The following is a 26,738-nucleotide window of genomic DNA, read 5'->3' on the forward strand; positions in this document are numbered from 1 at the left end:
TATTGCATGTTGTTACAGTCCCCGATCCAGATGTTGCGGAGCATGGATGCTCGTCCTACCAGAAAAGCGATTTTGGCGAGAATGCGGCGAAGGTGACGCGACAAAAAAAGGGCGCCGCAACCGGCGCCCTGATCCATGGTTGGGTATGGCGTCAGTTCAACGCCTTGTCGGTGATCGCATGGGTCCAAGCGGCCTCGCCGGGGTCAGAGGTGATGACCGGGTCCGAGCCGCCCGAGAGGAGCGATTCGACCGTCCGCTGGAAATCCGCGGGGTCCAGCGCGCCGTTCGATCCGGCGGTGAGCTTCGCAATCTCACCCATCATGCGCTTCTGATGCTCTTCGGTCTGGGCGCCGGATGCGTCGTTGTCGAGCACGATCAGTGCTGCCTCATCGGGGTTCTCTTCGGCCCATTTCCACCCCTTCATCGACGCGCGGACGAAGCGCACCATCTTGTCCTCGAAAGCCGGATCGCTCAGGTTTTCTTCGAGCACATACATGCCGTCCTCAAGCGTGGCGACGCCCTGATCCTCGTATTTGAACACGACCAGATCGTCTGAGGTCAGCCCCGCGTCAATGATCTGCCAATACTCGTTATAGGTCATGGTCGAGACGCAGGCCGCCTGACCCTGCAGGATCGGATCGACGTTGAAACCTTGTTTGAGGACCGTCACGCCGTCATCCCCACCATCGGTCGGAATGCCAAGCTGGCTCATCCAGCTCAGGAACGGGTATTCATTGCCGAAAAACCAGACGCCGAGCGTCTTGCCCTTGAAATCGTCAGGGCTTTCGATGCCCGCATCCTTGCGGCAGGTCAGCATCATGCCGGACGATTTGAAAGGCTGCGCAATGTTCACGAGCGGCAGGCCCTTCTCGCGCGAGGCCAGGGCCGAGGGCATCCAGTCCAGCACCACATCGGCGCCGCCACCGGCGATCACCTGCGCGGGCGCGATATCGGGTCCCCCGGGCTTGATTGTCACGTTCAGGCCTTCTTCTTCGTAGAACCCTTGATCCTGCGCCACGTAATAGCCCGCGAATTGCGCCTGCGTGACCCATTTGAGCTGTAGCGTGACATCATCCGCTGCCTGGGCGCCGGATGCCCCAAGGGCGGCCCATGCCCCCGTCGCGGCAACTCCGATTGCCTTGGTAAACTTGTTCATCTTTGTTCTCCCTTATTGGTTATTGCTTGATGTTCAGCGCCTCTGAGATGGGTGCCAGAATGTCATTGTCTTTTCGAGGAGTGCAACCCCGCCGTAGAAGCCCGAGCCGACGATGGCCGCAACCACGATCTCGGCCCAGACGAGATCCATCGCCAACTGGCCGACCGAAGTCGAAATCCGAAAGCCCATGCCGCGCACCGGCGAGCCGAAGAACTCGGCCACGATGGCCCCGATGAGTGCCAGCGTGGTGGCGATCTTGAGGCCGTTGAAGATAAACGGCATCGCCGCTGGCAGACGGAGTTTCAGCAGTGTTTTCCAGTAGCCCGCCGCATAGGTTCGCATCAGGTCGCGCTGCATCGCATCGGTGTCCTGAAGCCCCTGCACGGTGTTCACGAGCATCGGGAAGAAGACCATTACGACGACCACAGCGGCCTTGGATTGCCAGTCAAACCCGAACCACATGACCAAGATGGGCGCCATCCCGATGATCGGCAGCGCGGCCACGAAGTTTCCGATGGGCAGCAACCCGCGCTGCAGGAAGGGGAAGCGGTCGACGGCGATGGCGATCAGGAAGGCAGAACCAGAGCCCAGGATATAGCCGGAAAGCGCACCCTTCAGCACCGTCTGTACGAAATCCTCCCACAGAATCGCGGTGGAGGCGGCGAAGGTTTGGGCGATCTGCGTGGGCGCGGGCAGCAGGACCGGCGAAATCTCGAGGCCGCGGACGAGACATTCCCAAATGGCGATGACCGTCACGCCAAAGATGATCGGCACGCCCAGGGCTGTGGCCCGCGTTCGTGGCAGATGCGCCAGCCAGGAGTTGATCCTCCACCCGACGAGCCAGGCCAGGAAAGCGAAAGAAACCCATCCCATTACAGCATCCCCATGCGACGGAGCGTCATGCGTTGCAGCAAACCGATCAGTCCGACAAGGATCGCCGCCAGCGTCGCCGCCATAATAAGTGCGCTCCATATCTGGATTGTCTGACCGTAATAGCTCCCGGCCAAGAGCCGCGCGCCAAGGCCCGCGACGGCGCCGGTGGGCAACTCACCGACGATGGCGCCCACAAGGCTCGCCGCCATGGCGATCTTGAGCGAGGTAAAGAGGTACGGCATCGAGGAGGGCAGGCGCAGTCGCCAGAAGGTCTGCGACGGGCTGGCGTTCCAGGTGCGCATCTGGTCAAGCTGCATCCCGCTTGGGCTGCGCAGCCCCTTGACCATGCCGACCACCACCGGGAAGAAGGACAGGTACATCGAGATCATCGCCTTGGGCAGCAGCCCCGAAATCCCCACCGCGTTGAGGACCACGATGATCATCGGCGCGATGGCAAGGATGGGGATGGTCTGACTGGCGATCACCCAGGGCATCACGCTCATGTCGATCGTGCGGTTATAGACAATGCCCACGGCCAGCGCGATCCCGAGTAGCGTGCCAAGCACGAAGCCCAGCATGGTGGAACTGAAGGTGACCCAACTGTGGTAGAGGAGCGACCGCTTTGAGAAAGCGCGGCCCTTGGCGACCATCTCGCCGGTGGTCTTCCAAAGCTCGGCCCCGACCTGATGCGGCACGGGCAGTTTCGGCTTCTTCTGGCTCCAGGTGTCGGCGACCAACTCGTTGAAGGATAGTTCAACACCAGCCCGTTGCGCCTTGTCCAGGGCCCAGGGCTTGTTGAGCTGGATCGCTGCGCCGTACCAAAGCAGGAACAGCGCCGCGACAACGGTCAGGATTGGACCAACATTCCGCATCACGCCCCCTCGCGCCCCGGCCCCCGAGCCGGGGCCTCCTGGCCAACGCAGAGGTCCCGGGTCAGGCCCGGGACGGGTGAGCGAATGTGATCAGACATCATCGCCATGCCCCGCCCTGAGGCCATCACGGACCCGGTGGGCAATCTCGATAAACTCCGGCGTGTCCCGGATATCCAGCGGCCGTTCGCGGGGCAGGGTGCTTTCGATTACGTCCGTAATCCGCCCAGGACGCGGCGACATGACCACGATCTTGGTGGAAAGGTACACCGCTTCGGGGATTGAATGGGTGACAAAGCAGATTGTCTTGTGGGTCGAGTCCCACAGATGCAGCAATTGTTCGTTCAGGTGGTCGCGCACGATCTCGTCAAGCGCACCAAACGGTTCGTCCATTAGCAGGAGGTCCGCATCAAACGCGAGCGCCCGCGCGATTGAGGCCCGCTGCTGCATCCCGCCCGAAAGCTGCCAGGGGAATTTCTTCTCGAACCCGGCCAGTTCGACCAGTTCCAGCACGCTCTTGACCCGCTCCTCCTGATCGGCCTTGTCATAGCCCATGATCTCAAGCGGCAGACGGATATTCCCGCCAATCGTGCGCCACGGATAGAGCCCAGCGGCCTGGAACACATAGCCATAGGCACGGTTGCGGCGGGCCTCTTCGGGGGTCACACCATTGACGGTAATCGTCCCCGCCGTCTGCTGTTCGAGGTCGGCCATGACCCGCAGGAACGTCGTCTTGCCGCAGCCCGAAGGGCCGATGAAACTCACGAAATCACCCTTGTCGATTTCAAGGTTCACGTCCTTAAGCGCATGCACCGGGCCGTCATTGGTCTGGAAGGTCAGGCTGAGGTCTTCAGCCAGGATCACCGGATCAAGCATTCGCATGCGCTCCTATCCACATTATGCGTGCTATCGGCAAGGCGACAATTGCTGCGAAAATCCCTAAATCTCGAGAAAATGCATATGCGCCGTGGTCGGCATTCCAAGAAAAACCAAATGGCGAGAACTCAATCCCAATATGATATGAAACCACGATAGCGACATAAGCTGCGACCGAGGCTGCCAAGGTTGCCGAGAGTTTCACCTCTAACTTGTATGACAACAACCTGTAGATTGGAAAGAAGCTGAGAGCCCCGGCGATCATTCCGAAGAAAAACATCTTGGCGGCCAAGCCAAGCCCGAAGAACCATATCAAGAAAACAAATCCCCCAAGATTTCCTGTCGGGTCCGTATGTGAGTTTTGCTTGGCCATCAGAAAAATAGGATACGCAAGATAGACCAGAACGAAGGTAAAAGCCGCGGTTCTGGCAAACCTTTCTCCATCCTCCAGGTCCCTGATTTGTTTTTCACTTCGTTTGCGAAACATCAAATCCCCGATGGAATATTCAACGGATCACGTTCGATCATCTTCGGCGCGGTGAGCTGTTTCCACTTGCTCAGCGCCTCATGGGCCGAAGGGAAGGCCGGGCGGGGGACGAAGCGGCCACGGCCCGGTTGCGGTTGCGAATTCTGCCCCCAGGCCCAGATCACTTCGCCCCGTGAGATGGTGTAGCGCGAATTGGCCGTCACCTCGAAGCCCTCGAACACGTTGTAGTCGAGGATCGAATGGTGATTGGCCGGTGAGATCGTCTTGGTGATTTTCGGATCCCAAACCACGATATCCGCATCCGCGCCTTCGACAATGGCGCCTTTCTTGGGATAGATGTTGAGGATCTTGGCCACGTTCGTGCTGGTCGCGGCCACGAATTCATTGGGCGTGAGCCGCCCGGTTTCCACGCCATGGGTCCAGAGCACCGGCAGGCGTTCTTCGAGCCCGTTCGAACCGTTGGGGATGATCCGGAAATCCTCCCGTCCTGCGCGTTTCTGTTCGGTGTTGAAGGCCGCATGATCGGTGGCGACCACCTGCAAACTGCCAGCCTGCAATCCGGCCCAAAGGCTGTCCTGATGGTCTTTCGAGCGGAAGGGGGGGGACATCACCCGGCGCGCGGCGTGGTCCCAGTCCTTGTCGAAATATTCGCTTTCATCTAGCGTCAGGAACTGCACCAGCGGCTCGCCGTAAACCCGCATGCCTTTTTGCCGTGCGCGCCGGATTGCTTCATGCGCCTGCTCGCAGCTCACGTGCACGATATAGAGCGGCACACCGGCGGTGTCGGCGATGGTGATGGCGCGGTTGGCGGCCTCGCCTTCCAGCTCCGGCGGGCGGGAATAGGCGTGGCCCTCGGGGCCAGTGATGCCTTGGTTGAAATACTTCTCCTGCAGCTCGGCCACCAGATCGCCATTCTCAGCATGGACCATCGGCAGCGCGCCCAGCTCGGCACAGCGCTTGAAGCTGGCGAACATCTCGTCATCCTCGATCATCAGCGCGCCCTTATAGGCCATGAAATGCTTGAAGGAGTTGACGCCCATGTCGACGGCATCTTTCATCTCGTTAAAGATGCTCTCGTTCCAGCCGGTGATCGCCATGTGATAGCCGATATCGGCGCAGATCTGTGGGGCGGATTTGCGGTGCCACTCGTTGATCGCGTTCTTGATCGACCCGTCAGCGCCGGGCAGGCAGAAATCCACCAGCATCGTGGTGCCGCCACAAGCCGCGGCCCAGGTGCCTGTCTCGAACGTCTCGGCCGCCGTGGTGCCCATGAAGGGCATTTCCAGATGGGTATGCGGGTCGATGCCGCCGGGGATCACATAGGCGCCCTCGGCGTCGATATACTCGTCACCCTTCAGGTCCTCGCCAATCTGCTTGATCGTCTCACCCTCGATCAGGACATCGGCTTTCCAAGTGCGATCTGCTGTGCAAACCGTGCCATTCTTGATGACTTTGGTGGTCATTATTTAGCTCCCTCCGCATCCCTGAAATATCGTATTCGCGACGACTTCACCGCCGTCCTGTCCAATAGCAGCAACAGCTATTGTGCATGTTTCATTGCCACCGAGATCCCACGTTTTGGGCTGCCCCGGGGATAGTGATTTCAATTCCGCTCCGAATGTGACGTTCACATACGCTGTGCCTTTGATGGAGAACAAGGCAACCTGGTCAGTTTCGCAGTTTCGGAAGCTTGGTGACGTGTTGCTGACTTTGAAGACGTCGCCATTGCCTTTGCAGCCATCCTTGTTGAGAAGTGTCAATTCAGAGCGCATCAGATCCTGCGCCCGGCTGAAATTCTTGTCCTCAACTTCGCTTATAATGCTTTGTATCAACTCGCGGCTGTCTTTGTCATATTGATCCAAAACCGGAGCCTGGTTTACAATTTCACCATATTTTTCGAGGGCATCATAAGCAATCGCCAAGTCACCGCTACCAGCTCGAACACCGCTTTCGTAGGATTGTCTATTTCCCATAACGATGCCGATGGCAAACCCCGCGGCCAGAAATGTCACAGCGGACGCGATGTTTCCGAATGTCAGGATCTTTTGCAACAGCTCACTCCACGATCCCCGCCGTCTCAACAACCGCGTGCATCAGCACATCGGTGCCCGCCGTAGCCCACTCCTTTGAAATCTCCTCGGCTTCGTTGTGGGAAAGGCCATCAACGCAGGGGCACATCACCATCGCGGTAGGGGCGACGCGGTTGATCCAGCAGGCGTCGTGGCCCGCGCCCGAGATGATGTTGCGGTGCGAATAGCCAAGCCGTTCGGCGGCGTTGCGGATGGCGGTGACGCAGGTCTCGTCGAAGGTGACGGGATCGAACCCACCGGCCACTTCGAATTCCACGCCAAGGCCCATGTCATCGCAAATCTCGGTCGCGGCGGTTTTCATGCGGGCCACCATGTCGTTGATGACGTCGAGGTTGGGCGAGCGGAAATCGACGGTGAAAACCGCTTTGCCGGGGATCACGTTGCGCGAGTTGGGGTAGATGTCGATATGGCCCGCGGCACCCACCGCATCGGGGGCGTGGGACAGTGCAATCTCCTCGACTTTCTCCAGCACCCGCGCCATGGCCAGGCCCGCATTCTTGCGCATGGGCATCGGGGTGGAGCCGGTGTGGCTGTCCTTGCCGGTGATGGTCACTTGCGTCCACGAAAGCCCCTGACCGTGGGTGACGACGCCGATATCTTTGCCTTCGGTCTCAAGGATCGGTCCCTGTTCAATGTGGAGTTCGAAGAATGCGTGCATTTTGCGCGCGCCCACAGGTTCGTCGCCGCGCCAGCCGATGCGTTTCAATTCATCGCCGAACTTCAGCCCCTCGGCATCTTCGCGGTCATACGCCCAGCTTTCGTCATGAATGCCCGCAAACACGCCGGAGGCCAGCATGGCGGGGGCAAAGCGGGTGCCTTCCTCGTTGGTCCAGTTGGTCACGACGATCGGGTGTTTGGTCTTGATGTCGAGGTCGTTCAGGGTCCGGATCAGTTCCAGCCCCGCCAGTACGCCCAGAACGCCATCGTATTTGCCGCCGGTGGGCTGCGTGTCGAGGTGGGAACCGACATAGACCGGGAGAGCGTCAGGGTCGGTTCCCTCCCGCCGCGCGAACATGTTGCCCATCGTATCGAGGCCCATGGACATGCCCGCCGCTTCACACCAGGATTGAAAGAGCGCGCGGCCCTCACCGTCTTCGTCGGTCACCGTTTGACGGTTGTTGCCACCCGCGACGCCGGGGCCGATCTTGGCCATTTCCATCAGGCTGTCCCATAACCGTTCGCCGTTGATCTTGAGGTTCTGTCCGGGGGCTGTCATGTTTCTCTCCCTATGGCGGGGCGTCTGTCGGCCCTCTTGCAATCGGTAGCATCCTGACCGTATGGTCAAGATGAGAGCACCACATCCTGACCAACCGGTCAAGAAATTTCTGGACCTGCCGAACAATGCCGCAAAGCGCCCGTCCCTTGAGCAAAAAGGAAATCCGCCAGGAGAATGAGCGGGTCATTCTGGAGGCGGCGGAAAAAGTCTTTGCAGAGGCGGGGTTTGGCGGGGCGACGATGCAGTTGATCGCCGATGTGGCGGGCCTGCCGAAGGCAAATCTGCATTACTATTTCCCCACCAAGGAGGCGCTTTACCGCGAAGTGGTGCAGCGGATTTTCCAGGTCTGGTTGCAGGCGGCAGATATATTTGAGGCCGCCCCCGGACCCGTGGAGGGAATCGGTGCCTATATCGACGCCAAGATGGAGATCAGCCGACGGCACCCGGCGGGCTCCAAGGTCTGGGCGTCGGAGGTGATGCACCGGGCGCCGGTGATCCAGGATTACCTTGAAACCACGCTGGTGGAATGGACCGAAGGGCGCATGGCGGTCATTCAAAGATGGATCGACGATGGCAAGATGGATCCGATCAATCCACGCCACCTGCTTTACATGCTCTGGGCCACGACACAGCACTATGCCGATTTCGGCCATCAGATCGAAACGCTGAACGGTGGCACCCCCCTCAGCGACGATCAATGGGAAGAGGCCAAGGCATCGGTCAAATCCATTATCCTGAAAGGGATCGGCGCGACGGCGTAGGCGATTAACGCCTGCATCGGTCTTTTCCCCGCTCGTCAAATGCCGCATGGTGGTTCGAACCACAGGACCGGATGAACAGATGGCCAGCAGCCCGCGCGAAAAGAAGCCCAGCCGTATCCAGCAGCGGAACCGTTCGTTGATCCTTGATGCAGCGCTGGAGGTATTTTCGCAGCACGGGTTTCGCGGCGCCACGCTGGATCAGATCGCGGCCCAGGCGGGCCTGAGCAAACCCAACATCCTCTATTATTTCGAAGGCAAGGAGGACATCCATGTCACCCTCCTGAACCAGTTGATGGATACCTGGCTCGATCCGCTGCGCGAGTTGAACCCCGACAGCGAACCGCTTGAGGAAATCATGCGCTATGTGCATCGCAAGCTGGAGATGAGCCAGGAATTCCCCCGCGAAAGCCGCCTCTTCGCCAATGAAATTCTCCAGGGCGCCCCCCGGATCGGGCCGCATCTGGAAACCGGCCTCAAACCTCTTTTCGATGAAAAGGTCGCAGTAATCGAAGGCTGGGTCGATGCAGGCCACATCGCCCCGATCGACCCCCGCCACCTGATCTTTTCGATCTGGGCCATGACCCAGCATTACGCGGATTTCGAAGCGCAGGTCAGTGTGCTCATGGCAGACCGGCAGGCAACCGCGGAAGGTGCGGCCCTCTATCTCGATCGGTTTTTCCGCAAGGCGCTCAGCCCGTAATCCGCGCCGTCCTGGGCGGCCCGACGTTAACCCTTTGTTAGCAAAAACTACTGAAAACGCTACGTTTCGGATGCCGTTTGCGGTATGTTCTCCGGTGGCAAGGAGGTTTGTAACACAGTTAAACGGAGTAGATATGTTACACGCGATAGAAACTGCCATTCGGCCTGCGGTTTCCTTCACTTCATGGTCAAAGCCAACATCGGTTGAGGCCGCCGACCGGACCGGCGCGACGTCCGGCAGCAGCGCGGAGCAGGACGCCGTTTACCAGCCATTGCCTGCGACAGACGCCGTATTCCCGTTCTTTGAGCTGGGTTTGCCCCGTGTCGGACCGACGCTTTCGGAGGGCCCGGATTTCGGCCTACCCGGTGGTCCCTCCTCCGAGGCGGAAAGCGTTTTCGCGGCGCTTGCAGACGGGGTGGATGAGGATGCCGACGGCGGCGAAGAACTGACCGAGGGGGTGGACTATTCAGGACTTGATGCGTCCTGGAAGGTGATCCCGATGGCGGACTTTGAAGAACCCGCCACCGAAGAGAGGTTCGAATTGCTGGTCTGAGCCAGGTTTATTCTGCGGCGCAGGTTCCCGGATTGTTGGGATGCGTCGTCCAGTTGGCGTATTCCTTTTCAACTACCTTGCCGGTACGCGGGTCGGTCGTGCCGGGGGCCATTTGCTCCATGGTGATGCACCCGTCGACCGGGCAGACATTGACGCAGAGGTTACAGGCCACGCATTCGTCATCCATCACTTCGAAAACACGGTCGTCGGACATGGAAATCGCCTGGTGCGAGGTGTCCTCGCAGGCCGCATAGCAGCGTCCGCAATTGATGCAGAGATCCTGATTGATCTTGGCCTTGGCCACGTAATTCAGGTTCAGGTGTTGCCAATCGCTGCAATTGGGCACCGCGCGGCGGACAATCTGGCCCGTATCGGTGATGCCTTTTTCATCCATCCACTGGCTGAGGCCGGAAATCATCTCCTGGACGACCTTGAATCCATAAGTCATCGCGGCGGTGCAGACCTGCACATTACCCGCACCAAGCGCCATGAACTCTGCCGCGTCCCGCCATGTGGTGACGCCGCCAATGCCGCTGATCGGCAGATCGGCCATATCCGGCGAACGCGCGATTTCGGCCACCATGTTGAGCGCAATCGGCTTGACCGCCGGGCCGCAATAGCCGCCATGCGCACCCTTGCCGTCAATCGTCGGCTCCGGCGCGAAGAGGTCCAGATCGACAGATGTGATCGAGTTGATCGTGTTGATGAGGCTCACCGCATCCGCACCGCCTTCCATCGCCGCGCGGGCGGGGTTGCGGATATCGGTGATGTTGGGCGTGAGTTTCACGATCACCGGCAGGTCGGAATGCTTTTTGCACCAATGCGCCACCTGGCCCACATATTCCGGCACCTGGCCGACGGCACTGCCCATGCCGCGTTCGCTCATACCGTGGGGGCAGCCGAAATTGAGCTCCACCCCGTCGCAGCCGGTATCCTCCACCCGGTGCAGGATCTCCTTCCACGCATCTTCGTTCACGGGCACCATCAGGGAGGCAATGAGCGCGCGGTCTGGGTAGTCCTTCTTGACCCGCTTCATCTCCTCAAGGTTCACTTCCAAAGGCCGATCGGTGATAAGCTCGATGTTGTTGAGCCCCAGAAGCCGCCGATCCGCCCCCCAGATCGCCCCGTAGCGCGGGCCATTGACGTTCACGACGGGCGGACCCGCTTCGCCGAGGGTTTTCCACACGACACCGCCCCATCCGGCCTCAAACGCCCGGCGGACATTGTACTCCTTGTCCGTCGGTGGCGCGGAGGCCAGCCAGAACGGGTTGGGGGATTTGATCCCGATGAAATTGGATGTCAGATCAGCCATCGGCTTTCCTTTCCCTGTTGTCGCGCGCCGCTATCCGGGCAGGCGAAAGATCATCTCGGTCGGGGCGATATCCCCGGCGTGAAGATGCGTGATGTAGTTTTCGATCTTGGTCTTGCCGGTCTCATGCATGAGTAGGTGAATGCCCACGGGGGGTGGCCCGCCGGCCTGGGCGATCCGGGCAAAGACGCGTTCAAAGAAATCCTTGGCGAAGTCGGAGCGGTCGCGCTCGGCCACCTGTTCGAACCCCGCCGCCTTTGCCGCGGCGCGGTAATCCTCAGGCGGGCTGACGAATGAGAACGCTGCCTCTTCCGCCCAGGGGAAGGGGTAGGTCAGGGCCGCGTCCGAGCCGCGCATGACGTCGAAAAGCGCGAATGTCCCGCCGGGGGTCAGGACCCGCGCGGCTTCGCTGAATACGGTTTCCTTGTCTTCGATATTCATGCCGACATGAAACATGAGGGCCAGATCGGCACTGTTTTCCGGCTCAGGTATGTCCAGTGCGCTGCCCACCTGGAAACTGGTCTGGCCGCTCATGCCGACCAGCTCCGACAGCGCCGCGCCCGTGTCGACGAAATCCGGGGTCAGGTCGAACCCGCGCACATGTGCCCCTGTCCTTGCCGCCACATGACGGGCCGCCCCGCCAATGCCGCACCCGATGTCCAGAACGCGGGTTTCCGGCGTAATCTGCAACTGATCCAGCAATGCATCGGTGGCCTCCAACCCGCCGGTGTGGAATTCATCCACCGGTTTGAGATCTTCGATGCCGGGCGCATCGGGGTCTACGCCAGCCTCTTTCAACGCCGCGCGGATGTTGTCGAGCAGCGTCGCACCGGCGTAGTGATTGGCAACAAGAGTTTCGATATCGGTCATGGCATAATTCCTTCGATGCTTTGAAATATGCCCTCAGTCTATCATGAAATCAGGGAGGCGTGGATGTCCTCGGCGGCATCGCGCCCCTCGGCCACCGCCGTGACGGTGAGGTCATCACCACCAGCAGCGCAATCACCCCCGGCCCAGACGCCCGCCACGCTGGTGCGGCCCGCGCCGGTGACCGAGATCTTGCGCCCGTCAAGATCGGGCAGGTCATCGCCGGTCAATGTCTGGCCAATGGCCTTGAAGACCTGATCCGCGGCGAGGCGAACGGTTTCGCCGGTGGGGTTCAGGTCATTGTCGGTGTATTCGAACTCGATTTCGCGAACGGCGCCGTTGCCATGCACCGCCTTGGGCGAGGCGTTGGTGATGATCCGGACGCCCTTGGAGGCCGCGAGATCCTGCTCGAATTCGCTGGCGTTCATCCGGTCGCGGCCCCGACGATAGACCAGGCTGACATTGAGCGCCCCCAGAAGTTTGGCCTGCACCGCCGCGTCCACGGCGGTCATGCCGCCGCCGATCACGACCACATCGCGGCCAATGGGGAGGGTGGCGACGTCGACCGCCTGTCGCAGATCGGCGATGAAATCGACAGCGTCGAGCACACCGTCCTTGTCGGCCCCCTCGACCCCAAGCGCGTTCACACCGCCAAGGCCGATGCCCAGAAACACCGCGTCGAATTCCGACCTGAGTTGATCCAGGGCCAGCCCGTCACCAAGGGCCTTGCCTGCTTCAAGCGTGATGCCGCCGATCTGCATCAGCCAATCGACTTCGCGCGCGGCGAAATCATCGACGGATTTGTAGGTGGCGATGCCGAATTCATTCAGCCCGCCTGGTTTGGCGTGGCCGTCATAGAGCGTGACGTCATGGCCGCGCATCGCGAGCCGGTGCGCGCAGGACAAGCCCGCAGGCCCCGCACCCACCACGGCAACGGATTTGCCCGTCGGGGCTGCGCGTTCAAACGGATGGACGCCCTGCGCCATCACCGTATCGGTTGCGTAGCGTTGCAATTGTCCGATCAGAACCGGCTTGCCTTCGGCCGCCTCGCGCACGCAGGCCTCTTCGCAAAGCGTCTCGGTTGGGCATACCCGGGCGCACATACCGCCCAGGATGTTCTGGTTGAGGATGGTCTGCGCCGCGGCCTCCGGTGTGCCGGTCGCAATCTGGCGGATGAAGAGCGGGATGTCGATATCCGTGGGGCAGGCGGTGATGCAGGGCGCATCATGGCAGAAATAGCAGCGATCCGCGGCTACCAGGGCCTCGTGATCGTCCAAAGGCGGGTGCAGATCGGCGAAATTCTCGGCATAGCTGGCCTGATCCAGCCGTCCGGCAGCGATACCGGGGGTCAGCGCATTATTGGTCATGGCTTCCTCTTGGGTGGCGTAATGTCGCTACTCAGTGTGCCATATTTTGAAATTTTATCAATTGGTAAAATTTTTATTCATGAAATTGCGACTCCTTGCTCAGGAGACGGCGCGCCCCGGTGCGGTCGTTGACCTGCAGTTTTTCGATTGGAAACGGTGGTTTACGGTGTGTGGCGGGTCTCTAACGGGACTGCTCATGCTCGAACCGTTGTCGGGCAACCTCTTCGTTTCGTTCGGCTTTTTGTTGGTCGGTGAGCGAGGCTTCGACATAGTTGAGATGTTCGGTCACCGCGGCGCGCGCGGCCCCGGGATCACGGGCCTGCAGTGCCGAATTGATCGCGCGATGTTGGTCGAGCAACATATCGCGGGTCAGGCGCTGTTTGAACATAACCTGCCGGTTATAGAAGACACCTTCGCGCAGAAGCTGGAACATGGAGCGCATCATGTGCAGCATGACGACGTTATGGCTCGCCTCGATGATGGCCATGTGAAAATCGGCGTCCAGTTGCGCCTCGTCCCGTGGGTTGGGTTTGGCGTGGGCGGTCTCCATCTTTTCCAGGATCGTCTGGATCACCTTCAGATCCGTGTCCGAGGCGAACCGCGCCGCCCGTTCGGCGGCGAGACCTTCGAGGTCACGGCGAAAGGCGATGTAATCAATCGCCGCATCGTCATGTTCTGCAAAAAGCTGCACAAGAGCTGGCGAAAACGCATTACCCAGGACATCGGCCACGAAAATGCCCGCGCCCGCGCGCGCCGCAAGCAGGCCCTTTTCCTGCAATTCTGCCACCGCTTCGCGCAGCGACGGACGCGAGACGCCCAGCCGATCCGCCAGTTCCCGTTCGGCCGGAAGCCGTTCTCCGGGGCGCAGGATCCCCCGCAGGATCAGTTTTTCGATCTGTCGCGTGACTGCTGTCGAGAGTTTTTCCGGGGTGACTTTCTGGAAGGGCATCGTGGGCTCCGTGCTGATTGGTCAGATTATATGACCACCGAGTCGCCGGAACAAGCTCAGCTTTGGCGGAAAGTTGATCGTATGATGAACGGCTGCTTTGTCCGCAAAGTAGACCTCACACGGCCCGCCACGTATCGCCCTGGAACGGCAGGAAGGCCTCGACCGCCGCCGTGGCGATGACAAGCGTTTCGCCATTGTCGGGGTTGGTCACGTTCTGCCCGCCCTTGACGGCGCTGACACTGACGGTCCCGCGCGGCAGCATCTGGGCCATGGCGTCGGTATCAATCTGCGCAGGGTCTTGCACGCCCACCGTCACCTGCACGCGCATATCGCGGTGATCGAGGCCGGTGGCCCCGAAAATTGGCAAGGTGGAGTGGCGAAACGCGTCTTCGATCGCCCGGCGCGCAGCCTTTTGGTAGTCCATCCCGTGTAGGTCGTTGCCCATGCCCATTTCGATGATGAAACGCTGATCGTTCATGTCCGTCTCTCCATGTCAAAACTCACCGAAATGGCGGCATTGGCAATGACCGTCGGCTTGCCGACCGGGCGCGGGATGTCGAGGCCGCCGTGATGTGCAGTCACACTGATCTGGCCATAGGGGAAGACGGATTTGAGCGCCTCGGTATCCACCTGGTCCGGCTGCTGCACGGCGATTTCCACGTCGATCAGCATCGCCTCCTTCTCGAAACCGAAAAGCTCGGCCATGTTGATCGAATTATGCCAAAGCGCATCCTTGAGCGCCCGTTTCGCGGCTTCGGTGTAATCCTGGCGGCGCAGGCTGCTGCCCATACCGAACTCGGTCAATACGCGGTGCTTGGGCATCTTGTCCTCCCTGCCTGCGGCGACTTTGGGCAGAGAGATAGGGAGGTGCAAGCGCAAACGCCCGCCCGCCAAGACGCAATAAGGATTTGTTAACACTGATCGCGCCACTCTGTCGTCATGAAGAAGCTGACGGCGGTGATGGCGATAGGTCTGCTCGGGTGCGATGCGCCGGGGCTGGAGTTTCGCGATGTGCCCGCCACCCGCATCCATGTCGCGCGGAGTACCTTTGACGTCCGCATCAAGGGCAAACGCGCCGAGGCGATCCGTCTCAACGCCGAAAATGCGCCGCGGCTGGCGGCGGTGGCACCGCGGGGTGTCTATGCCATCGAAAAGGTCAGTGGCTGCCGGGTACGCAAGCTGGTTGGCGATGCGGCGGTCATGCAGGCGTGGCTCGATTGCGGCGGATGGCTGGAGCCGTTGCCACGGGACGTCGAATTCGAATGTTCGATTGATGTCATCTATGACAGTTTTGCCGATCTGACCTGCGAACCGGTTTAGGTCTTGGGGTCGAGATCCCAAAGCAACCGTTCGTCATCGTGGAACACCTCCGTCGGGGTCAGGGCATCCGGGTTTTCCAGAAGGGCCGCGTGGAAATGGAACTCGTCGGGGTACCTGTCGGAGGAATAGGCTACGGACGCCCCGCATTTGGGACAGAAGTAACGGTAGTTTCCGGGCGACGATATGAAGCGCGCCGGCGTCTCGCCCGTCCATCGCCATTGGCCGTTGGGATGGCCGATAAACGTCACTGCGGGGGCGCCGGCACTGCGGCGGCAACTGTCGCAATGGCAGGTGCCAACCCAGTTATGCGGGCCGGAGAGCTCGAAGCGCACAGACTGGCAAAGACAGTGGCCGTGTAGGCTCATGACATCATCTTTCGATGGTTGGTCTGCTTTCCTCACCTGAGACATCTTGCCTTGGTCACACGTGGTTAGTTGGAGGTAGTTCAACCAAGCGGCTTTTCCATGAAAACGCTAAAGGCATTGGGACGGTAGTCGCCGAAAACCCCGCAGCGCCGGAAATCGTGCCGCTCGTAAAGGCGGACCGCTTCGGCCAGCTCGTCCCCGGTTTCAAGCCGGAGATAGGGGAGTTTCAACTGCCTCGCCTGGTCTTCAAGCTGACGCAGAAGGGCCGCTGCCACGCCTTTGCCGCGGGCCTCAGGAGCGGTGAACATGGATTTTACTTCGCCATAACCCTCACGAACCGCCAAGGCCCCGGTGCCAAGGGTTTCACCATTCTCACGGGCCGCAAAGAAATAGATGCCGGGCGCGCAAAGCTCTTCGATATCAAGGGCATAGTTTTCCTCAGGCGGATAAAGCGCCTGCATCAACGCGTGGCTTGAGCGGAGCAGGGCGCTGGGTCCGGGGCTTCGGGGGTCGGCGGGTTCGATCAGGATCATGGGTGGGGCTTCATTCGATGGTGACCTCAAGGCTGGCATCAATCGGGGCGCCGTCACGGGCCAGTTGCGCGTGGTCATTGGCGTTTAGCGTCACACGGATCACATGACGGCCTTTGGGCAAGGCGTCCAGATGCACCCAAGGGCCATAGGCGCGCGCGAACTTGATGTCATTGACATAAACATGCGCATGCCCTTCGCCCGGCACATGGGCGCCATTCACCGCCTCGGGCGCAAAAGTGAAACCGGTCACCTTCAAGTGCAGGTTGCGGCTTTGTGGGCCGTCCGGATGCAGGGAGAGCGCAAGTGTCGGTGCGTCACCCTCGACCTCGGTGAGAGTCGCGTGGTGCATCCCTCCGCCGTGGTCATGGGCAGAGTGATCGTGAACCGGATTGGCCTTTTCCTCCATGCCGGACCCGGCGGCGATCAAGAAGCCGAGACCCGCGCCAAAGAGGACGCCAATGGCAAGCAGAACGATGGATCTGGTCATGAAATTCACACTTTTTTCGGTGATTTGCGCAGGATGTTAACAAGGATGTGCGGGCGGGCCAATGCGATACACCGCAGGGTTAACACTTTCGGCGCGCGCCGCAATATCTTGTGGATAAGTGGTGTTGTTTTGCCATATCGTGGGGTTTGCCGTTGACAGATGGCTTTTGTGGCCCGCACATTTAGGGTCAATCGGAATCATCTGTCCAAGGCGACCCTTTTTGCAATTTTCCAAGCTCAGACTGACCGGCTTCAAGAGCTTCGTGGACCCGACCGATCTCTTTATCGCGGATGGGCTGACGGGCGTTGTGGGGCCGAATGGCTGCGGCAAGTCGAACTTGCTGGAGGCGCTGCGCTGGGTCATGGGGGAAAACCGGCCCAAGGCGATGCGCGGCGGCGGTATGGAGGATGTGATCTTTGCCGGCGCGGCCACGCGGCCCGCGCGCAACTTTGCCGAGGTCAGCGTGCATATCGACAATGCCGACCGGCTGGCACCGGCGGGGTTCAACGATGCCGATCATATCGAGATTGTGCGCCGGATCACCCGCGACGTCGGCAGCGCCTATAAGGTCAACGGCAAGGACGTGCGGGCGCGCGATGTGCAGATGCTCTTCGCCGATGCCTCGACCGGGGCGCATAGCCCGGCGCTGGTCCGGCAGGGGCAGATTTCGGAGCTTATCAACGCAAAGCCAAAGGCGCGGCGGCGTATCCTCGAAGAGGCGGCGGGTATTTCCGGCCTCTATCAGCGGCGGCACGAGGCGGAGTTGAAGCTCAAAGGGGCCGAGACCAACCTGACCCGCGTCGATGACGTGATTGAACAATTGGCGGGCCAGTTGGCGCAATTGGCGCGGCAGGCCCGGCAGGCGGCCCGGTATCGGGCGATCGGTGAGGATCTCCGACGGGCCGAGGGGTTGTTGCTTTACCGGCGCTGGAAAGAGGCCGATGAGGCCTGTGCACGGGCGGAGGCGGAGTTGCGCGAGCGGACGACAACCGCGTCCCAGAGCGAAAGTGCCGCGCGCGAGGCCGCCAAGCTGCGGGCGAAAACCGAGGAATCCTTGCCGCCGCTCCGCGAGGAAGAGGCCATTGCCGCGGCGATCCTGCAACGGCTTCAGGTGCAGCGTGATACGCTAAACGAACAGGAAGCGAGCGCCCGCGACCGTATCGAGACCCTGCAGCACCGGATTGAACAACTGGCGCATGACATTGATCGGGAATCGGGCCTGAACCGCGATGCGGGCGAGACGATCGGACGGCTGGAATGGGAAGCGCAGGAACTTGCCAAGGCCAGCGAGGGTCACGAGGCGCGGCTTGAAGCAGCGTCGGAAGAGGCGCGCGATGCGGCCAGCATCCTTCAGGAGCGGGAAAACGACCTGAGCCAACTGACCGAAGACGTGGCGCGACTGGCGGCACGGCACCAATCGGCGCAACGCCTGCTGAGCGACAGTCAAAAGACACTGGAGCGGTCAGAGGCCGAAGCGACCCGGGCGCGCGACGCGGTGGCCAGTTCGCAAGAGGCGCTGGAGACGTCCCGCGCAGATCATGACGCTGCCTACACGGCAGAGAAAGAAGCTGTTGCGGCCGCTCAAGCCGCAGAGGCCGCCCTGATCGCGGCTGACGATGCCCGCGCCGATACCCAGGCCAAGGAGGTCGAAGCCCGTGCCGAACGCTCCGAGGCCGAGGGTGAGGTCAACGCCCTGCGCGCCGAGGTTTCCGCCCTGGCCAAGCTGGTCGAACGGGACACTGCCGAGGGCGGGCAGATCATGGATCGGCTCAAGGTCGAAACCGGGTATGAAAAGGCGCTTGGGGCGGCACTTGCCGACGACCTGCGCGCGCCCGAGGTCAGTGGCGATGGTCCTTCGGGGTGGGTGACGCTTGCAGGCTACGCCCAGGCGCAACCGCTGCCCGATGGGGTCAAGGCGCTGTCGAATTATGTGTCGGTCCCTGAGGTTCTTGCCCGGCGCATGGGGCAGATCGGGCTCGTGGACGCGGATGATGGGCCGCGGTTGCAGGCCGCGTTGAAGCCTGGCCAGCGGCTGGTGAGCACGCAGGGCGATCTGTGGCGTTGGGACGGGTTTCGTGCCTGGGCCGAGGACGCGCCGAGCGCCGCGGCGCTCAGATTGCAGCAGTTGAACCGTCTTGAGGTCCTCAAGCAGGAGCTTGAGCATGCAACCGCCCGGGCAGACGGCGCGCGGCTGGCCCATGAGACGTTGACCGCCAAGCTGGCCGAGGTCACCAAAGCTGATGCCGATGCGCGGCAGGCCCGGCGCGCGGCGGACGTGGCCGTGAATGAGGCCAACCGGGCGCTTTCCAAGGCGGAGGCGGATCGCAACCTCGCGCAATCGCGGCTGGAGTCGCTTGGCCTTGCGGTGACCCGGCACGAAGAAGAGGCGATGGGCGCGCGCAAGCAGTTGGCCGAGGCCGAGAAGGGACTTGCCGACCTGGGCGATCTGGACGCTGCGCGGGCGGGGGTCGAGGACGTCAAGATGACGGTCGAAGCCTCGCGCATGACGATGATGGCGCGCCGGTCGGCCCATGACGAGCTGCGCCGCGAAGGCGAGGCGCGCACCAAACGCAGCCAGGAAGTCACCAAGGAGCTGAGCGGCTGGCGGCACCGTTTGGAAACGGCAGAAAAACGCAGTGCCGAACTGGCCGAGCGCAAGGACGCATCCGAGCTGGAGCTTGCGCAGGCAATGGCGGCCCCCGAGGAGATTGCCGCAAAACGTACCGAGTTGAGCGCCGAGATCGACAAGGCCGAGGCCCGCCGGGCCGAAGCCGCCGATGCGCTGTCGACCGGGGAAGGTGCGGCCCGTCAGGCGGTTGAGGCCGAACGCGATGCGGAACGTACTGCGAGTGAGGCGCGCGAGGCGCGGGCGCGTTCAGAGGCCCGGTCAGAGGCCGCGCGCGACACCCGCAATCACGCCGCCGAGCGGATCACCGAAGATCAGGAGACGACACCCGAAAAGCTGCTGGAATCGCTGGATGCGGATCCCGAAAACATGCCGGCGGCAGATGCAATCGAAGCGGATGTGAACCGGCTCAAGCGGCAGCGCGATGCCCTGGGCGCGGTCAACCTGCGGGCCGAGGAGGACGCCCGCGAGGTCGAGGAAGAACACACCACGCTTCTGGCGGAAAAGACCGACCTCGAGGAGGCGATCAAGACCCTGCGCAGCGGCATTGCCAGCCTCAATCGCGAGGGGCGTGAACGGCTTTTGACCGCGTTCGAGCAGGTCAACAGCAACTTCTCGCTGCTCTTCAAGCATCTCTTTGGTGGCGGTGAGGCGAACCTCGTGATGGTCGAAAGCGATGATCCGCTCGATGCCGGGCTTGAGATCATGTGCCAGCCACCGGGCAAGAAACTCGCCACGCTGAGCCTGCTTTCTGGGGGCGAGCAGACCCTGACCGCGTTGGCGCTCATCTTTGCCGTCTTCCTCGCCAATCCGGCGCCGATCTGTGTGCTCGACGAGGTCGACGCACCGCTCGACGATGCCAATGTCACGCGCTTCTGCGACCTACTGGACGAGATGTGCCGCCGGACCGAAACGCGGTTCCTGATAATCACCCACCATGCGGTCACGATGAGCCGGATGGACCGCCTGTTCGGGGTGACCATGGCTGAACAAGGGGTCAGCCAGTTGGTCAGCGTTGACCTGAAGAAAGCCGAGCAAATGGTCGCCTGAGCGGCCTCAGGTCGAATTCAACACATCTGCTCCGGGGTCATCCGGTGCGCCCTAACATCGACCGTGTAGCCGGTGACGGTTGAGCGCACGATGATGTCCGGGTGGGCGGGCCGATAACGGTCCTGCCCGACCCTCCGCGCTTGGGCGGCGTTCCCCTGGAGGAGGGGCGTACAACGCTTGCGGCGCAAAGGGCCGGACCGCCACATGGCTCTGCATCCATCCCGCACTCTCCCACTGGGGACGGAGGATTGCCATATGATCCTTGGGTTGGTTCTCGGCTTGGTCGCTGGCATGCCGACCGAAATGACCGATCGCGATGGCCAGCAGGATGATCGCCGCACCGGGGATCAGGCCAGGGCCGGGATCTTCGCCCAGAAGCGCCATCGCGATCAGGATCGCGGCCAGCGGAGAAAACGACGTGGCCAGTGCAACGTCACCGGCACGCGCGTGTTTCAGCCCGTAGTTCCACGCGATCTGGCCCAGAACGATGATGAGGATGGCGTAGACCCAGACCCACTGCCAGACGATCGGTTCGAAAACGCCCTCGAAGCTATCGAGACCGAAGAAACCTGCCACGAGGACAAAATAGAGGCTAGCGCCGAGGCCGGTGCGGAAGACGGCGAAGATGCCGATTGGGACGTCGCGCAGCCCCACGCGGGTCACGATGGTCGATGCGATGAACGAGAGCGTGGCCGCGACGGTGGCGACCTCGCCCTTGCCAAGCGTGAGCATACCGGCGTTGCTGCCCGTCCCGATCACCACGATTGCCCCTGTCAAAGCGGTCAACCCGGCCAGCATTGCCCAGGGGTTCAACCGCTCGCGCAGGAAAAACCACGTGGCCAATAGGAACAGCGGTGGCTCGATCCGGCCCACCAGCACGATGTTGGTGACTGTCGTATGTTCGAGCGCATAGAAGAAAAGCCCCGGCGTGAGGACCGAGGACAGCACAGCCGAAATGCCGAGCAAGCGCCACTGATGCGGGGTCAGGCGCCTGAGGTTGGCACGCGTCAGGTCACGGCGATAGAGCAGGGCCATCGGCAGGAGCGAGATCAGTGATCCCAACAGGTAGAGGTTGGTATAGGTGATGGCATTGACACCTCCAGAGATCGGATTGGCCTCACCGATGCCAACGAGTAGCGTCACGATGGAGTTCGACGCGGCATAGATCACTACGGCCACCCAGGCCGCAAGCGCGCCAAGCGTCGCCGTGGACGGGGCCGTGAAGCCAAACCGCCGGGCGATCCCCGAGTGCACTTGCATTGTGCCGTTTCCTAACATCATTCGAACCATCGGGCGCGCGCCCGTTCCTTTGCCTTGTTCGACACAGATACGGTCGCGGGCAGGAAATGGTTCTATGCTGTTGATAAAATTCGGGTCACACGCGCGTGATGCGAGTATTTTGATTATAAAACAATTACTTGAAGTAAATGACAGATGATCACAGACGCGCGAAAACTATTTCAAATCGCTCCGATGGATCGGGTTCGGAATGGGTCGTCCGGTCCGCGGGTCAGAGTTTTGAAAGCAAGCCCCTGGTGGGCCAGGCATCGGCAGGCAGGCCCAGCTCGACCTGAACGGCCTGCACAGCCGCGCGGGTTCCGGCCCCAAGGATGCCGTCGATTTCACCGACGTCATATCCCCGCGCTGCCAGTTTGCGTTGCAGCTGCTTCATCTCGTCACCCGTCAGGCCGGGATCCGGGTTGCCTGCGGTGAAGACCGGTGAGCCCTGCAGGCGATTGGCGAAATAGGCGGCCGTCAGAACATATGTAAAGCTCTGGTTCCACTCGAAATAGACGCGGAAATTCGGATAGGCGAGGAAGGCCGGCCCGTTGCGTCCCTGCGGCAGGATAAGGCTTGCAGGCAGGGAGCCGGCGATGTCGCCATCGCGGGACTTGATCCCCATGGCGGCCCATTCGGCACCGGGTTTCGTCGTGCGCAGCCCGCTTTGTGACCAGTCCATCTTCCTTGGAACGGAAACCTCCTGCAGCCACGGCTCGTGCGGACGCCAGCCCAGATGCGAGAGCATCTTGGCGCCCGAGAGCAGGGCATCGGGTGCGGATGTCTTCAGGTTGACCTTGCCGTCCCCGTCACCATCGACCCCGTTGTCGAGTATGTCTTGCGGCAGCATCTGGACCATGCCGATCTCACCGGCCCAGGCGCCGGTAGTGCGGACCGGATCGAAGTCGCCCCGCTCGTAAAGCTCCAGCGCGGCAAAGACCTGCGGTCGGAAAAGGTCGGGGCGGCGACAATCATGGGCCAGGGTGACAAGGGCGTTAAGCGTGTTGAAATCGCCCTGGAACGACCCGTAATCGGTCTCGAACGCCCAGAAGGCCAGAAGCACACCGGGCGACACGCCATATTCGTCGATGATCCTTTTGAACGTGCTCTCGAACTCCTGCACCTTGGCGCCGCCGGTATTGAAACGGTTCCGGCTGATCAGGCGTCGTGCGAAATCGGTGAAGTTGAGTTGAAAGACCCCCTGCCGCCGGTCGGCCTTGATGACATTCGGGTCGGGCTGGACCGCGGCAAAGAAACGATCGACACTGCCGGGCGCGTGGCCCCGCGACACGGCCTCTTCTTTCATTGCGCTGACGAAGCTGGTGAAATTGCCGCCGCAACTGGCAGAGGCGGCAAGAGGGGCCAGACCGATGGCCAAGGCAAAACTAAGAACGCGCATGATCTCTCCGGGTCTTTTCAATCCGGCCAAACTAGGGATGTGATCACGCCGTGACAACCGCGAGGGCCAGAATTGCCGCAAGGGCTGTGGCCCAACTGCGCCACAGGGCTGCGCAGGTCGCATCGACCGCATCGGCCCCGATATCGCGCGCACCCGACCCGTTGACATAGGCGAAGTCGCGCATCTCGCCGTCATAGGATCGTGGGCCCGAGAGGGCGACGCCCAGTGCGCGTGACATGGCGGCCTCGGGCCAGCCCGCATTGGGCGACCGGTGAAGGCGCGCATCGGTCGCGATGGCCCGCCATGTCCCAAGGATGCCATGGCTGAGCGCGATCAGGAGGGCGGTTCCCCGTGCCGGGACCAGGTTCAGCAGGTCATCGAACCGCGCGGCGGCCCATCCGAATTCCGCGTGGCGTTCGGTGCGGTAGCCGATCATGCTGTCGGCGGTGTTGGTGATCTTGTAGAGGAGCAGCCCCGGCAATCCGCCGACCAGGTACCAAAAAGCCGGTGCGATCACGCCATCTGACAGGTTCTCGGCGGCGGATTCGATGGCCCCGCGGGCAATGGCCGAGGCATCCATCCCGGCCGTATCGCGCCCCACGATCATTGCGACCGCGTGGCGACCATCCCCGAGGGAGACCCTGAGCGCATCCGCCACGGCGCGCACATGCTCGACCAGCGATTTCTGCGCGAGCAGCACCGCCACGACCAGCATTTCGACCAGGCCGCCAAACCACGAAAGCACGCAGCCCAACAGGAGCGCACCGAGCGCCAGCAGGATCATCGCGATGATGCCCTTCGCCTTGCGGGCGCTGCCATGATTGAACCGCTGATCGACAATACCCACCGCACGCCCCATCAGAACCGCGGGATGCGCCACGCGCGACCACAGCCACCGCGGCTCTCCAAAGAGCGCGTCCAGCACCATGGCAAACCCGAGGATGAGGGCGTTGCTCACAATGCCGCCTCCAGCCAGGACCAGTCCTTTGCACCCGGCAGGCCAAGGCGGATCAGTTCATCCGAATAAGGAAAGACGCGCGTCCAGATGTGATGCCGGGCCAACCGGTCCTGCCATGCGGCGGCGTTGTCCACGCGGTAGAGCCGGAAAAGAGGGGTACCACCGGTGACCTCGGCCCCCGCAGTTGTCATGATCCGGTCGAGCCGCCCGGCATCCCGGGTCAACCGGTCCCGCGTCGTACGGGCCCAGGCCAGATCGGTCAGGGCCGCGGTTGCCACACTCTGCGCCGGTCCGGAAACGGGCCACGGCCCCAGCATCTGCGACAGCCTGTCGATGAGTTCCTGCGGCCCGATGGCAAATCCCAGGCGCAGCCCCGCCAGACCCCAGAACTTGCCAAAACTCTTCAGGACGATACGGCCGGGCTGATCCGCGATGCCGATCATCGACCGTGAAGGGTCGACATCGGCGAAACTCTCATCAATCACCATGAACGGGGCGGTGAGATCCTCGAGTGTGTACCAGTGACCCGTTGGATTGTTGGGATGCACGATGACCTTCGCGGTGGCGTTTCGCGATGCTTGGGCCCAGCCATGGGCCGTAAAGGCGGCGGCATGTTCGTTATATGTTGGTGTCGGAATATCGACGATGCCCGGGTCAAGCAGCCCGGGAATGCGGGCAATCAGCGCCGATGCGCCGGGGGCTGCAAGTACCGCGCACCTCTCCGGGATTTGCCAGAAGCGTCGTGCGGCGACCTCCAAGGCTTGGCTGGCGGCCCGGTCGGGCAAGGCATTCCACGCCTGTGCGGGGATCTCCGGCAGCGGGTAGGGGACGGGGTTGATGCCGGTCGACAGGTCGATCCATTCCGACCTTGTTCCGCCATAGGTCGCGATGGCCGCATCGACGCCACCGCCATGATCTCTTGCCGCCGTCATGTCAGGAAAGCCTTCCGGCCGGGGATCGGCCAAGGCGCAGGTCAGGTTGCGGCCGGTTGCAGGCGATACCTGTCGAGTGAAAGCCACGTCTCATCGGTCAGATTTCCGGTCGAATCTGCGCCCAGACATAGGCGGCAATAACAAGGTCATCGACCGGTTTTTTCCTGCAAACATGGTTAATTAAGCCCATTTCAAGCGGAAACCCGCGCAATTCACAACCATCGGCGCCCGGTGACGAACACATTCTGTAACCGTTAATCATTTGTTAACGAATGACGTCAATCACGGAAGGGTATTGGTGCAAGTATTTTAGCTCGAATATTGGTAGTTTGAATAGATCGAACGGAGCGAGCATGAGAGTATTGATTGTTGAAAGTCAGCCGGATCTGGGCGCTTTGTGGAAACGTCACATGGAGCGTCAGGGGATGGATGTGCGTCTGGAGCTGAGCCAGGCAGGAGCCATCAGCGCCCTGCAAACACAGCAGTTTGACATTATCGTCCTGGACCTGGTCCTGCCCCATGGCAGCGCCTTTGCCATATCGGACCTGGCCAGTTACCGCTATCCCAAGACGCAGGTGATCTTCGTGACCGACACGTCCTTTTTCTCGGACGGGTCGATCTTTAACCTCAGCGCAAATGCCTGCGCCTATCTGCAGACCGACACGCCGCCAGAGGACCTGACGGCGATGGTGGAGCATTACGGCCGCGCATAAGCGTTAACCGCGCCCATGCGGGGCGTTGAGATCAAGAACAGGGTTAATCGGGATGATGCGGTGCGGGTTCACCGTATCGTGGCTGTAGTGATAGTGCCGCACGATGTGATCGAGGTTCACGGTGCCTGCCACGCCGGGCCATTGATAGAGTTCCCTGAGATAGCCCCAGAGGTTGGGATAATCGACTATCCGCGCGCGGTTGCACTTGAAGTGCAGGTGATAGACCGGATCGAAACGGATCAGCGTCGTGAAAAGCCGCCAGTCGGCTTCGGTGATGCGGTCGCCCAGCAGGTAGCGGTTTTCGCTCAACCGGCTCTCCAGCCAGTCCAGACTGTCGAAGAGCGGCCCAACAGCGGCGTCATAGGCATCCTGCGAGGTGGCGAAACCGGCCTTGTAGACGCCGTTATTCACCGTGTCGTAGATACGCGCGTTGATCGGTTCGATCGCATCGCGCAGCTCTTCGGGCCAATAATCGTCGGTGTTGCCGGTCAACCCGTCGAAGGCAGAATTCAGCATGCGAATGATCTCGGCGCTTTCGTTGGAAACAATGGTCTCCCGCTCCTTGTCCCAAAGGATTGGCACCGTCACCCGGCCCGAAATATTGGGATCGGCCCTGAGATAGATGTCGCGGGCGAAGGGCAAGCCATACAGCGTGTCGCCAGTGGCGCCTTCGTAGTCGTCGTCGAAGGTCCATCCGTCGGATATCATGTCGGGATGCACGACAGAGACGCCAATGTGGTCGGTGAGGTCCTTCAAGGCGCGAAAGACAAGCGTTCGGTGCGCCCAGGGGCAGGCGAGCGAGACATAGAGGTGGTAGCGTCCCGATTGGGCCGGAAAGCCGCCTTCGCCAGAGGGTCCCGGCGCGCCATCTGCGGTGATCCAGTTGCGGAATTTTGCGGTGGAGCGAACGAATTTGCCGCCCGAGGATTTTGTGTCGTACCAGCTATCTTCCCAGACGCCGTCTACCAGTTGGCCCATAATGTGATCTCCTTTGGCAGGGAACC

Annotated in this window: 28 protein-coding genes; 6 read left to right on the plus strand and 22 right to left on the minus strand. The window is 61.4% G+C overall.

The features are described from left to right. Window positions 1–151: 151 nt before the first annotated feature. From RBB29_RS01205 to RBB29_RS01240, 8 genes are all read right to left on the minus strand, one after another. On the minus strand, window positions 152–1,156 hold the full coding sequence (locus RBB29_RS01205; protein ID WP_306113327.1) for an ABC transporter substrate-binding protein: 1,005 nt from the start codon (window positions 1,154–1,156) through the stop codon (window positions 152–154). Between the two features lie 33 nt (window positions 1,157–1,189). Continuing rightward, window positions 1,190–2,029: an ABC transporter permease gene (locus RBB29_RS01210; RefSeq protein WP_306113328.1), complete on the minus strand. Its 840-nt coding sequence runs from the start codon at window positions 2,027–2,029 to the stop codon at window positions 1,190–1,192. After that, on the minus strand, window positions 2,029–2,901 hold the full coding sequence (locus tag RBB29_RS01215) for an ABC transporter permease (protein WP_306113329.1): 873 nt from the start codon (window positions 2,899–2,901) through the stop codon (window positions 2,029–2,031). Before RBB29_RS01215 ends, RBB29_RS01210 begins: the two co-directional genes overlap by 1 nt. A 90-nt stretch (window positions 2,902–2,991) precedes the next feature. Beyond that, on the minus strand, window positions 2,992–3,774 hold the full coding sequence (locus RBB29_RS01220; RefSeq protein WP_306113531.1) for an ABC transporter ATP-binding protein: 783 nt from the start codon (window positions 3,772–3,774) through the stop codon (window positions 2,992–2,994). Beyond that, complete coding sequence (locus RBB29_RS01225; protein WP_306113330.1) at window positions 3,767–4,261, minus strand: hypothetical protein; 495 nt, start codon at window positions 4,259–4,261, stop codon at window positions 3,767–3,769. The genes RBB29_RS01220 and RBB29_RS01225 overlap by 8 nt, the downstream gene beginning before the upstream one ends. Beyond that, window positions 4,261–5,724, minus strand: a complete 1,464-nt coding sequence (gene hydA / locus RBB29_RS01230) for a dihydropyrimidinase (protein WP_306113331.1) — start codon at window positions 5,722–5,724, stop codon at window positions 4,261–4,263. Before hydA ends, RBB29_RS01225 begins: the two co-directional genes overlap by 1 nt. A 3-nt stretch (window positions 5,725–5,727) precedes the next feature. Further along, window positions 5,728–6,312 carry a hypothetical protein gene (locus tag RBB29_RS01235; RefSeq protein WP_306113332.1) on the minus strand — a complete coding sequence of 195 codons (585 nt, stop codon included), beginning with the start codon at window positions 6,310–6,312 and terminating at the stop codon, window positions 5,728–5,730. Window positions 6,313–6,316: 4 nt separating this feature from the next. Then, window positions 6,317–7,567, minus strand: coding sequence for a Zn-dependent hydrolase (locus RBB29_RS01240; protein WP_306113333.1), 1,251 nt, complete (start codon window positions 7,565–7,567; stop codon window positions 6,317–6,319). 125 nt (window positions 7,568–7,692) lie between these two features. Between RBB29_RS01240 and RBB29_RS01245 the strand changes: the two genes are divergently transcribed. From RBB29_RS01245 to RBB29_RS01255, 3 genes are all read left to right on the plus strand, one after another. Beyond that, on the plus strand, window positions 7,693–8,328 hold the full coding sequence (locus tag RBB29_RS01245) for a TetR/AcrR family transcriptional regulator (RefSeq protein WP_306113334.1): 636 nt from the start codon (window positions 7,693–7,695) through the stop codon (window positions 8,326–8,328). A 79-nt stretch (window positions 8,329–8,407) separates the two neighbouring features. After that, on the plus strand, window positions 8,408–9,028 hold the full coding sequence (locus RBB29_RS01250) for a TetR family transcriptional regulator C-terminal domain-containing protein (RefSeq protein ID WP_306113335.1): 621 nt from the start codon (window positions 8,408–8,410) through the stop codon (window positions 9,026–9,028). 133 nt (window positions 9,029–9,161) lie between these two features. Beyond that, window positions 9,162–9,581 (plus strand): hypothetical protein, encoded by a 420-nt coding sequence (locus RBB29_RS01255; RefSeq protein WP_306113336.1) that lies wholly within the window; start codon window positions 9,162–9,164, stop codon window positions 9,579–9,581. Between the two features lie 7 nt (window positions 9,582–9,588). Here the strand turns inward: RBB29_RS01255 and preA are convergent, their stop codons facing one another. From preA to RBB29_RS01285, 6 genes are all read right to left on the minus strand, one after another. Further along, the gene (gene preA, locus RBB29_RS01260) at window positions 9,589–10,893 is read right to left on the minus strand and encodes an NAD-dependent dihydropyrimidine dehydrogenase subunit PreA (RefSeq protein WP_306113337.1); all 1,305 of its coding nucleotides are present in this window, start codon (window positions 10,891–10,893) and stop codon (window positions 9,589–9,591) included. 30 nt (window positions 10,894–10,923) lie between these two features. Continuing rightward, window positions 10,924–11,760: a class I SAM-dependent methyltransferase gene (locus tag RBB29_RS01265; RefSeq protein ID WP_306113338.1), complete on the minus strand. Its 837-nt coding sequence runs from the start codon at window positions 11,758–11,760 to the stop codon at window positions 10,924–10,926. A gap of 41 nt (window positions 11,761–11,801) precedes the next feature. Continuing rightward, entirely contained in the window at window positions 11,802–13,124 is a 1,323-nt protein-coding gene (locus RBB29_RS01270; RefSeq protein WP_306113339.1) for an NAD(P)-dependent oxidoreductase, read from the minus strand. A gap of 181 nt (window positions 13,125–13,305) precedes the next feature. Further along, window positions 13,306–14,073, minus strand: a complete 768-nt coding sequence (locus RBB29_RS01275) for a FadR/GntR family transcriptional regulator (RefSeq protein WP_306113340.1) — start codon at window positions 14,071–14,073, stop codon at window positions 13,306–13,308. Window positions 14,074–14,188: 115 nt separating this feature from the next. Continuing rightward, entirely contained in the window at window positions 14,189–14,551 is a 363-nt protein-coding gene (locus RBB29_RS01280; RefSeq protein ID WP_306113341.1) for a Lin0512 family protein, read from the minus strand. Next, window positions 14,548–14,895, minus strand: a complete 348-nt coding sequence (locus tag RBB29_RS01285) for a Lin0512 family protein (protein ID WP_306113342.1) — start codon at window positions 14,893–14,895, stop codon at window positions 14,548–14,550. The genes RBB29_RS01280 and RBB29_RS01285 overlap by 4 nt, the downstream gene beginning before the upstream one ends. A 138-nt stretch (window positions 14,896–15,033) precedes the next feature. On the opposite strand from RBB29_RS01285, the gene RBB29_RS01290 reads away from it, so the two are divergent. Continuing rightward, a complete protein-coding gene (locus RBB29_RS01290; RefSeq protein WP_306121088.1) occupies window positions 15,034–15,393 on the plus strand; it encodes a hypothetical protein in 360 nt (119 codons plus the stop codon). Here RBB29_RS01290 and RBB29_RS01295 read toward each other — a convergent pair. The 3 genes from RBB29_RS01295 to RBB29_RS01305 form a co-directional block, all read right to left on the minus strand. Next, window positions 15,390–15,758 carry a GFA family protein gene (locus tag RBB29_RS01295; RefSeq protein WP_306113344.1) on the minus strand — a complete coding sequence of 123 codons (369 nt, stop codon included), beginning with the start codon at window positions 15,756–15,758 and terminating at the stop codon, window positions 15,390–15,392. The two genes, RBB29_RS01290 and RBB29_RS01295, sit on opposite strands and share 4 nt — an antisense overlap. An 80-nt stretch (window positions 15,759–15,838) precedes the next feature. Further along, window positions 15,839–16,291: a GNAT family N-acetyltransferase gene (locus RBB29_RS01300; protein WP_306113345.1), complete on the minus strand. Its 453-nt coding sequence runs from the start codon at window positions 16,289–16,291 to the stop codon at window positions 15,839–15,841. A 10-nt stretch (window positions 16,292–16,301) separates the two neighbouring features. Beyond that, window positions 16,302–16,778, minus strand: coding sequence for a hypothetical protein (locus RBB29_RS01305; protein WP_306113346.1), 477 nt, complete (start codon window positions 16,776–16,778; stop codon window positions 16,302–16,304). A 220-nt stretch (window positions 16,779–16,998) separates the two neighbouring features. Between RBB29_RS01305 and smc the strand changes: the two genes are divergently transcribed. Then, window positions 16,999–20,454, plus strand: coding sequence for a chromosome segregation protein SMC (smc, locus tag RBB29_RS01310; protein WP_306113347.1), 3,456 nt, complete (start codon window positions 16,999–17,001; stop codon window positions 20,452–20,454). A 51-nt stretch (window positions 20,455–20,505) separates the two neighbouring features. Here smc and RBB29_RS01315 read toward each other — a convergent pair whose 3' ends face one another. The 4 genes from RBB29_RS01315 to RBB29_RS01330 all read right to left on the minus strand — a co-directional run bounded on the left by RBB29_RS01315 (window position 20,506) and on the right by RBB29_RS01330 (window position 25,021). Next, window positions 20,506–21,714, minus strand: coding sequence for a DMT family transporter (locus tag RBB29_RS01315; protein ID WP_306113348.1), 1,209 nt, complete (start codon window positions 21,712–21,714; stop codon window positions 20,506–20,508). Between the two features lie 250 nt (window positions 21,715–21,964). Further along, a complete protein-coding gene (locus RBB29_RS01320) occupies window positions 21,965–23,131 on the minus strand; it encodes a lytic murein transglycosylase (RefSeq protein WP_306113349.1) in 1,167 nt (388 codons plus the stop codon). A gap of 43 nt (window positions 23,132–23,174) precedes the next feature. Next, window positions 23,175–24,089, minus strand: a complete 915-nt coding sequence (gene cbiB, locus RBB29_RS01325; protein ID WP_306113350.1) for an adenosylcobinamide-phosphate synthase CbiB — start codon at window positions 24,087–24,089, stop codon at window positions 23,175–23,177. After that, window positions 24,086–25,021, minus strand: coding sequence for a threonine-phosphate decarboxylase (locus tag RBB29_RS01330; protein ID WP_306113532.1), 936 nt, complete (start codon window positions 25,019–25,021; stop codon window positions 24,086–24,088). Before RBB29_RS01330 ends, cbiB begins: the two co-directional genes overlap by 4 nt. A gap of 353 nt (window positions 25,022–25,374) precedes the next feature. Between RBB29_RS01330 and RBB29_RS01335 the strand changes: the two genes are divergently transcribed. Next, window positions 25,375–25,734 carry a response regulator gene (locus tag RBB29_RS01335; RefSeq protein WP_306113352.1) on the plus strand — a complete coding sequence of 120 codons (360 nt, stop codon included), beginning with the start codon at window positions 25,375–25,377 and terminating at the stop codon, window positions 25,732–25,734. Window positions 25,735–25,737: 3 nt separating this feature from the next. Here the strand turns inward: RBB29_RS01335 and RBB29_RS01340 are convergent, their stop codons facing one another. Further along, complete coding sequence (locus RBB29_RS01340) at window positions 25,738–26,712, minus strand: glutathione S-transferase family protein (RefSeq protein WP_306113353.1); 975 nt, start codon at window positions 26,710–26,712, stop codon at window positions 25,738–25,740. Window positions 26,713–26,738 lie beyond the last annotated feature (26 nt).

Origin of the sequence: Roseovarius sp. MMSF_3359 (assembly GCF_030733385.1) — a bacterium.
Classification (GTDB): Bacteria; Pseudomonadota; Alphaproteobacteria; order Rhodobacterales; family Rhodobacteraceae; genus Roseovarius.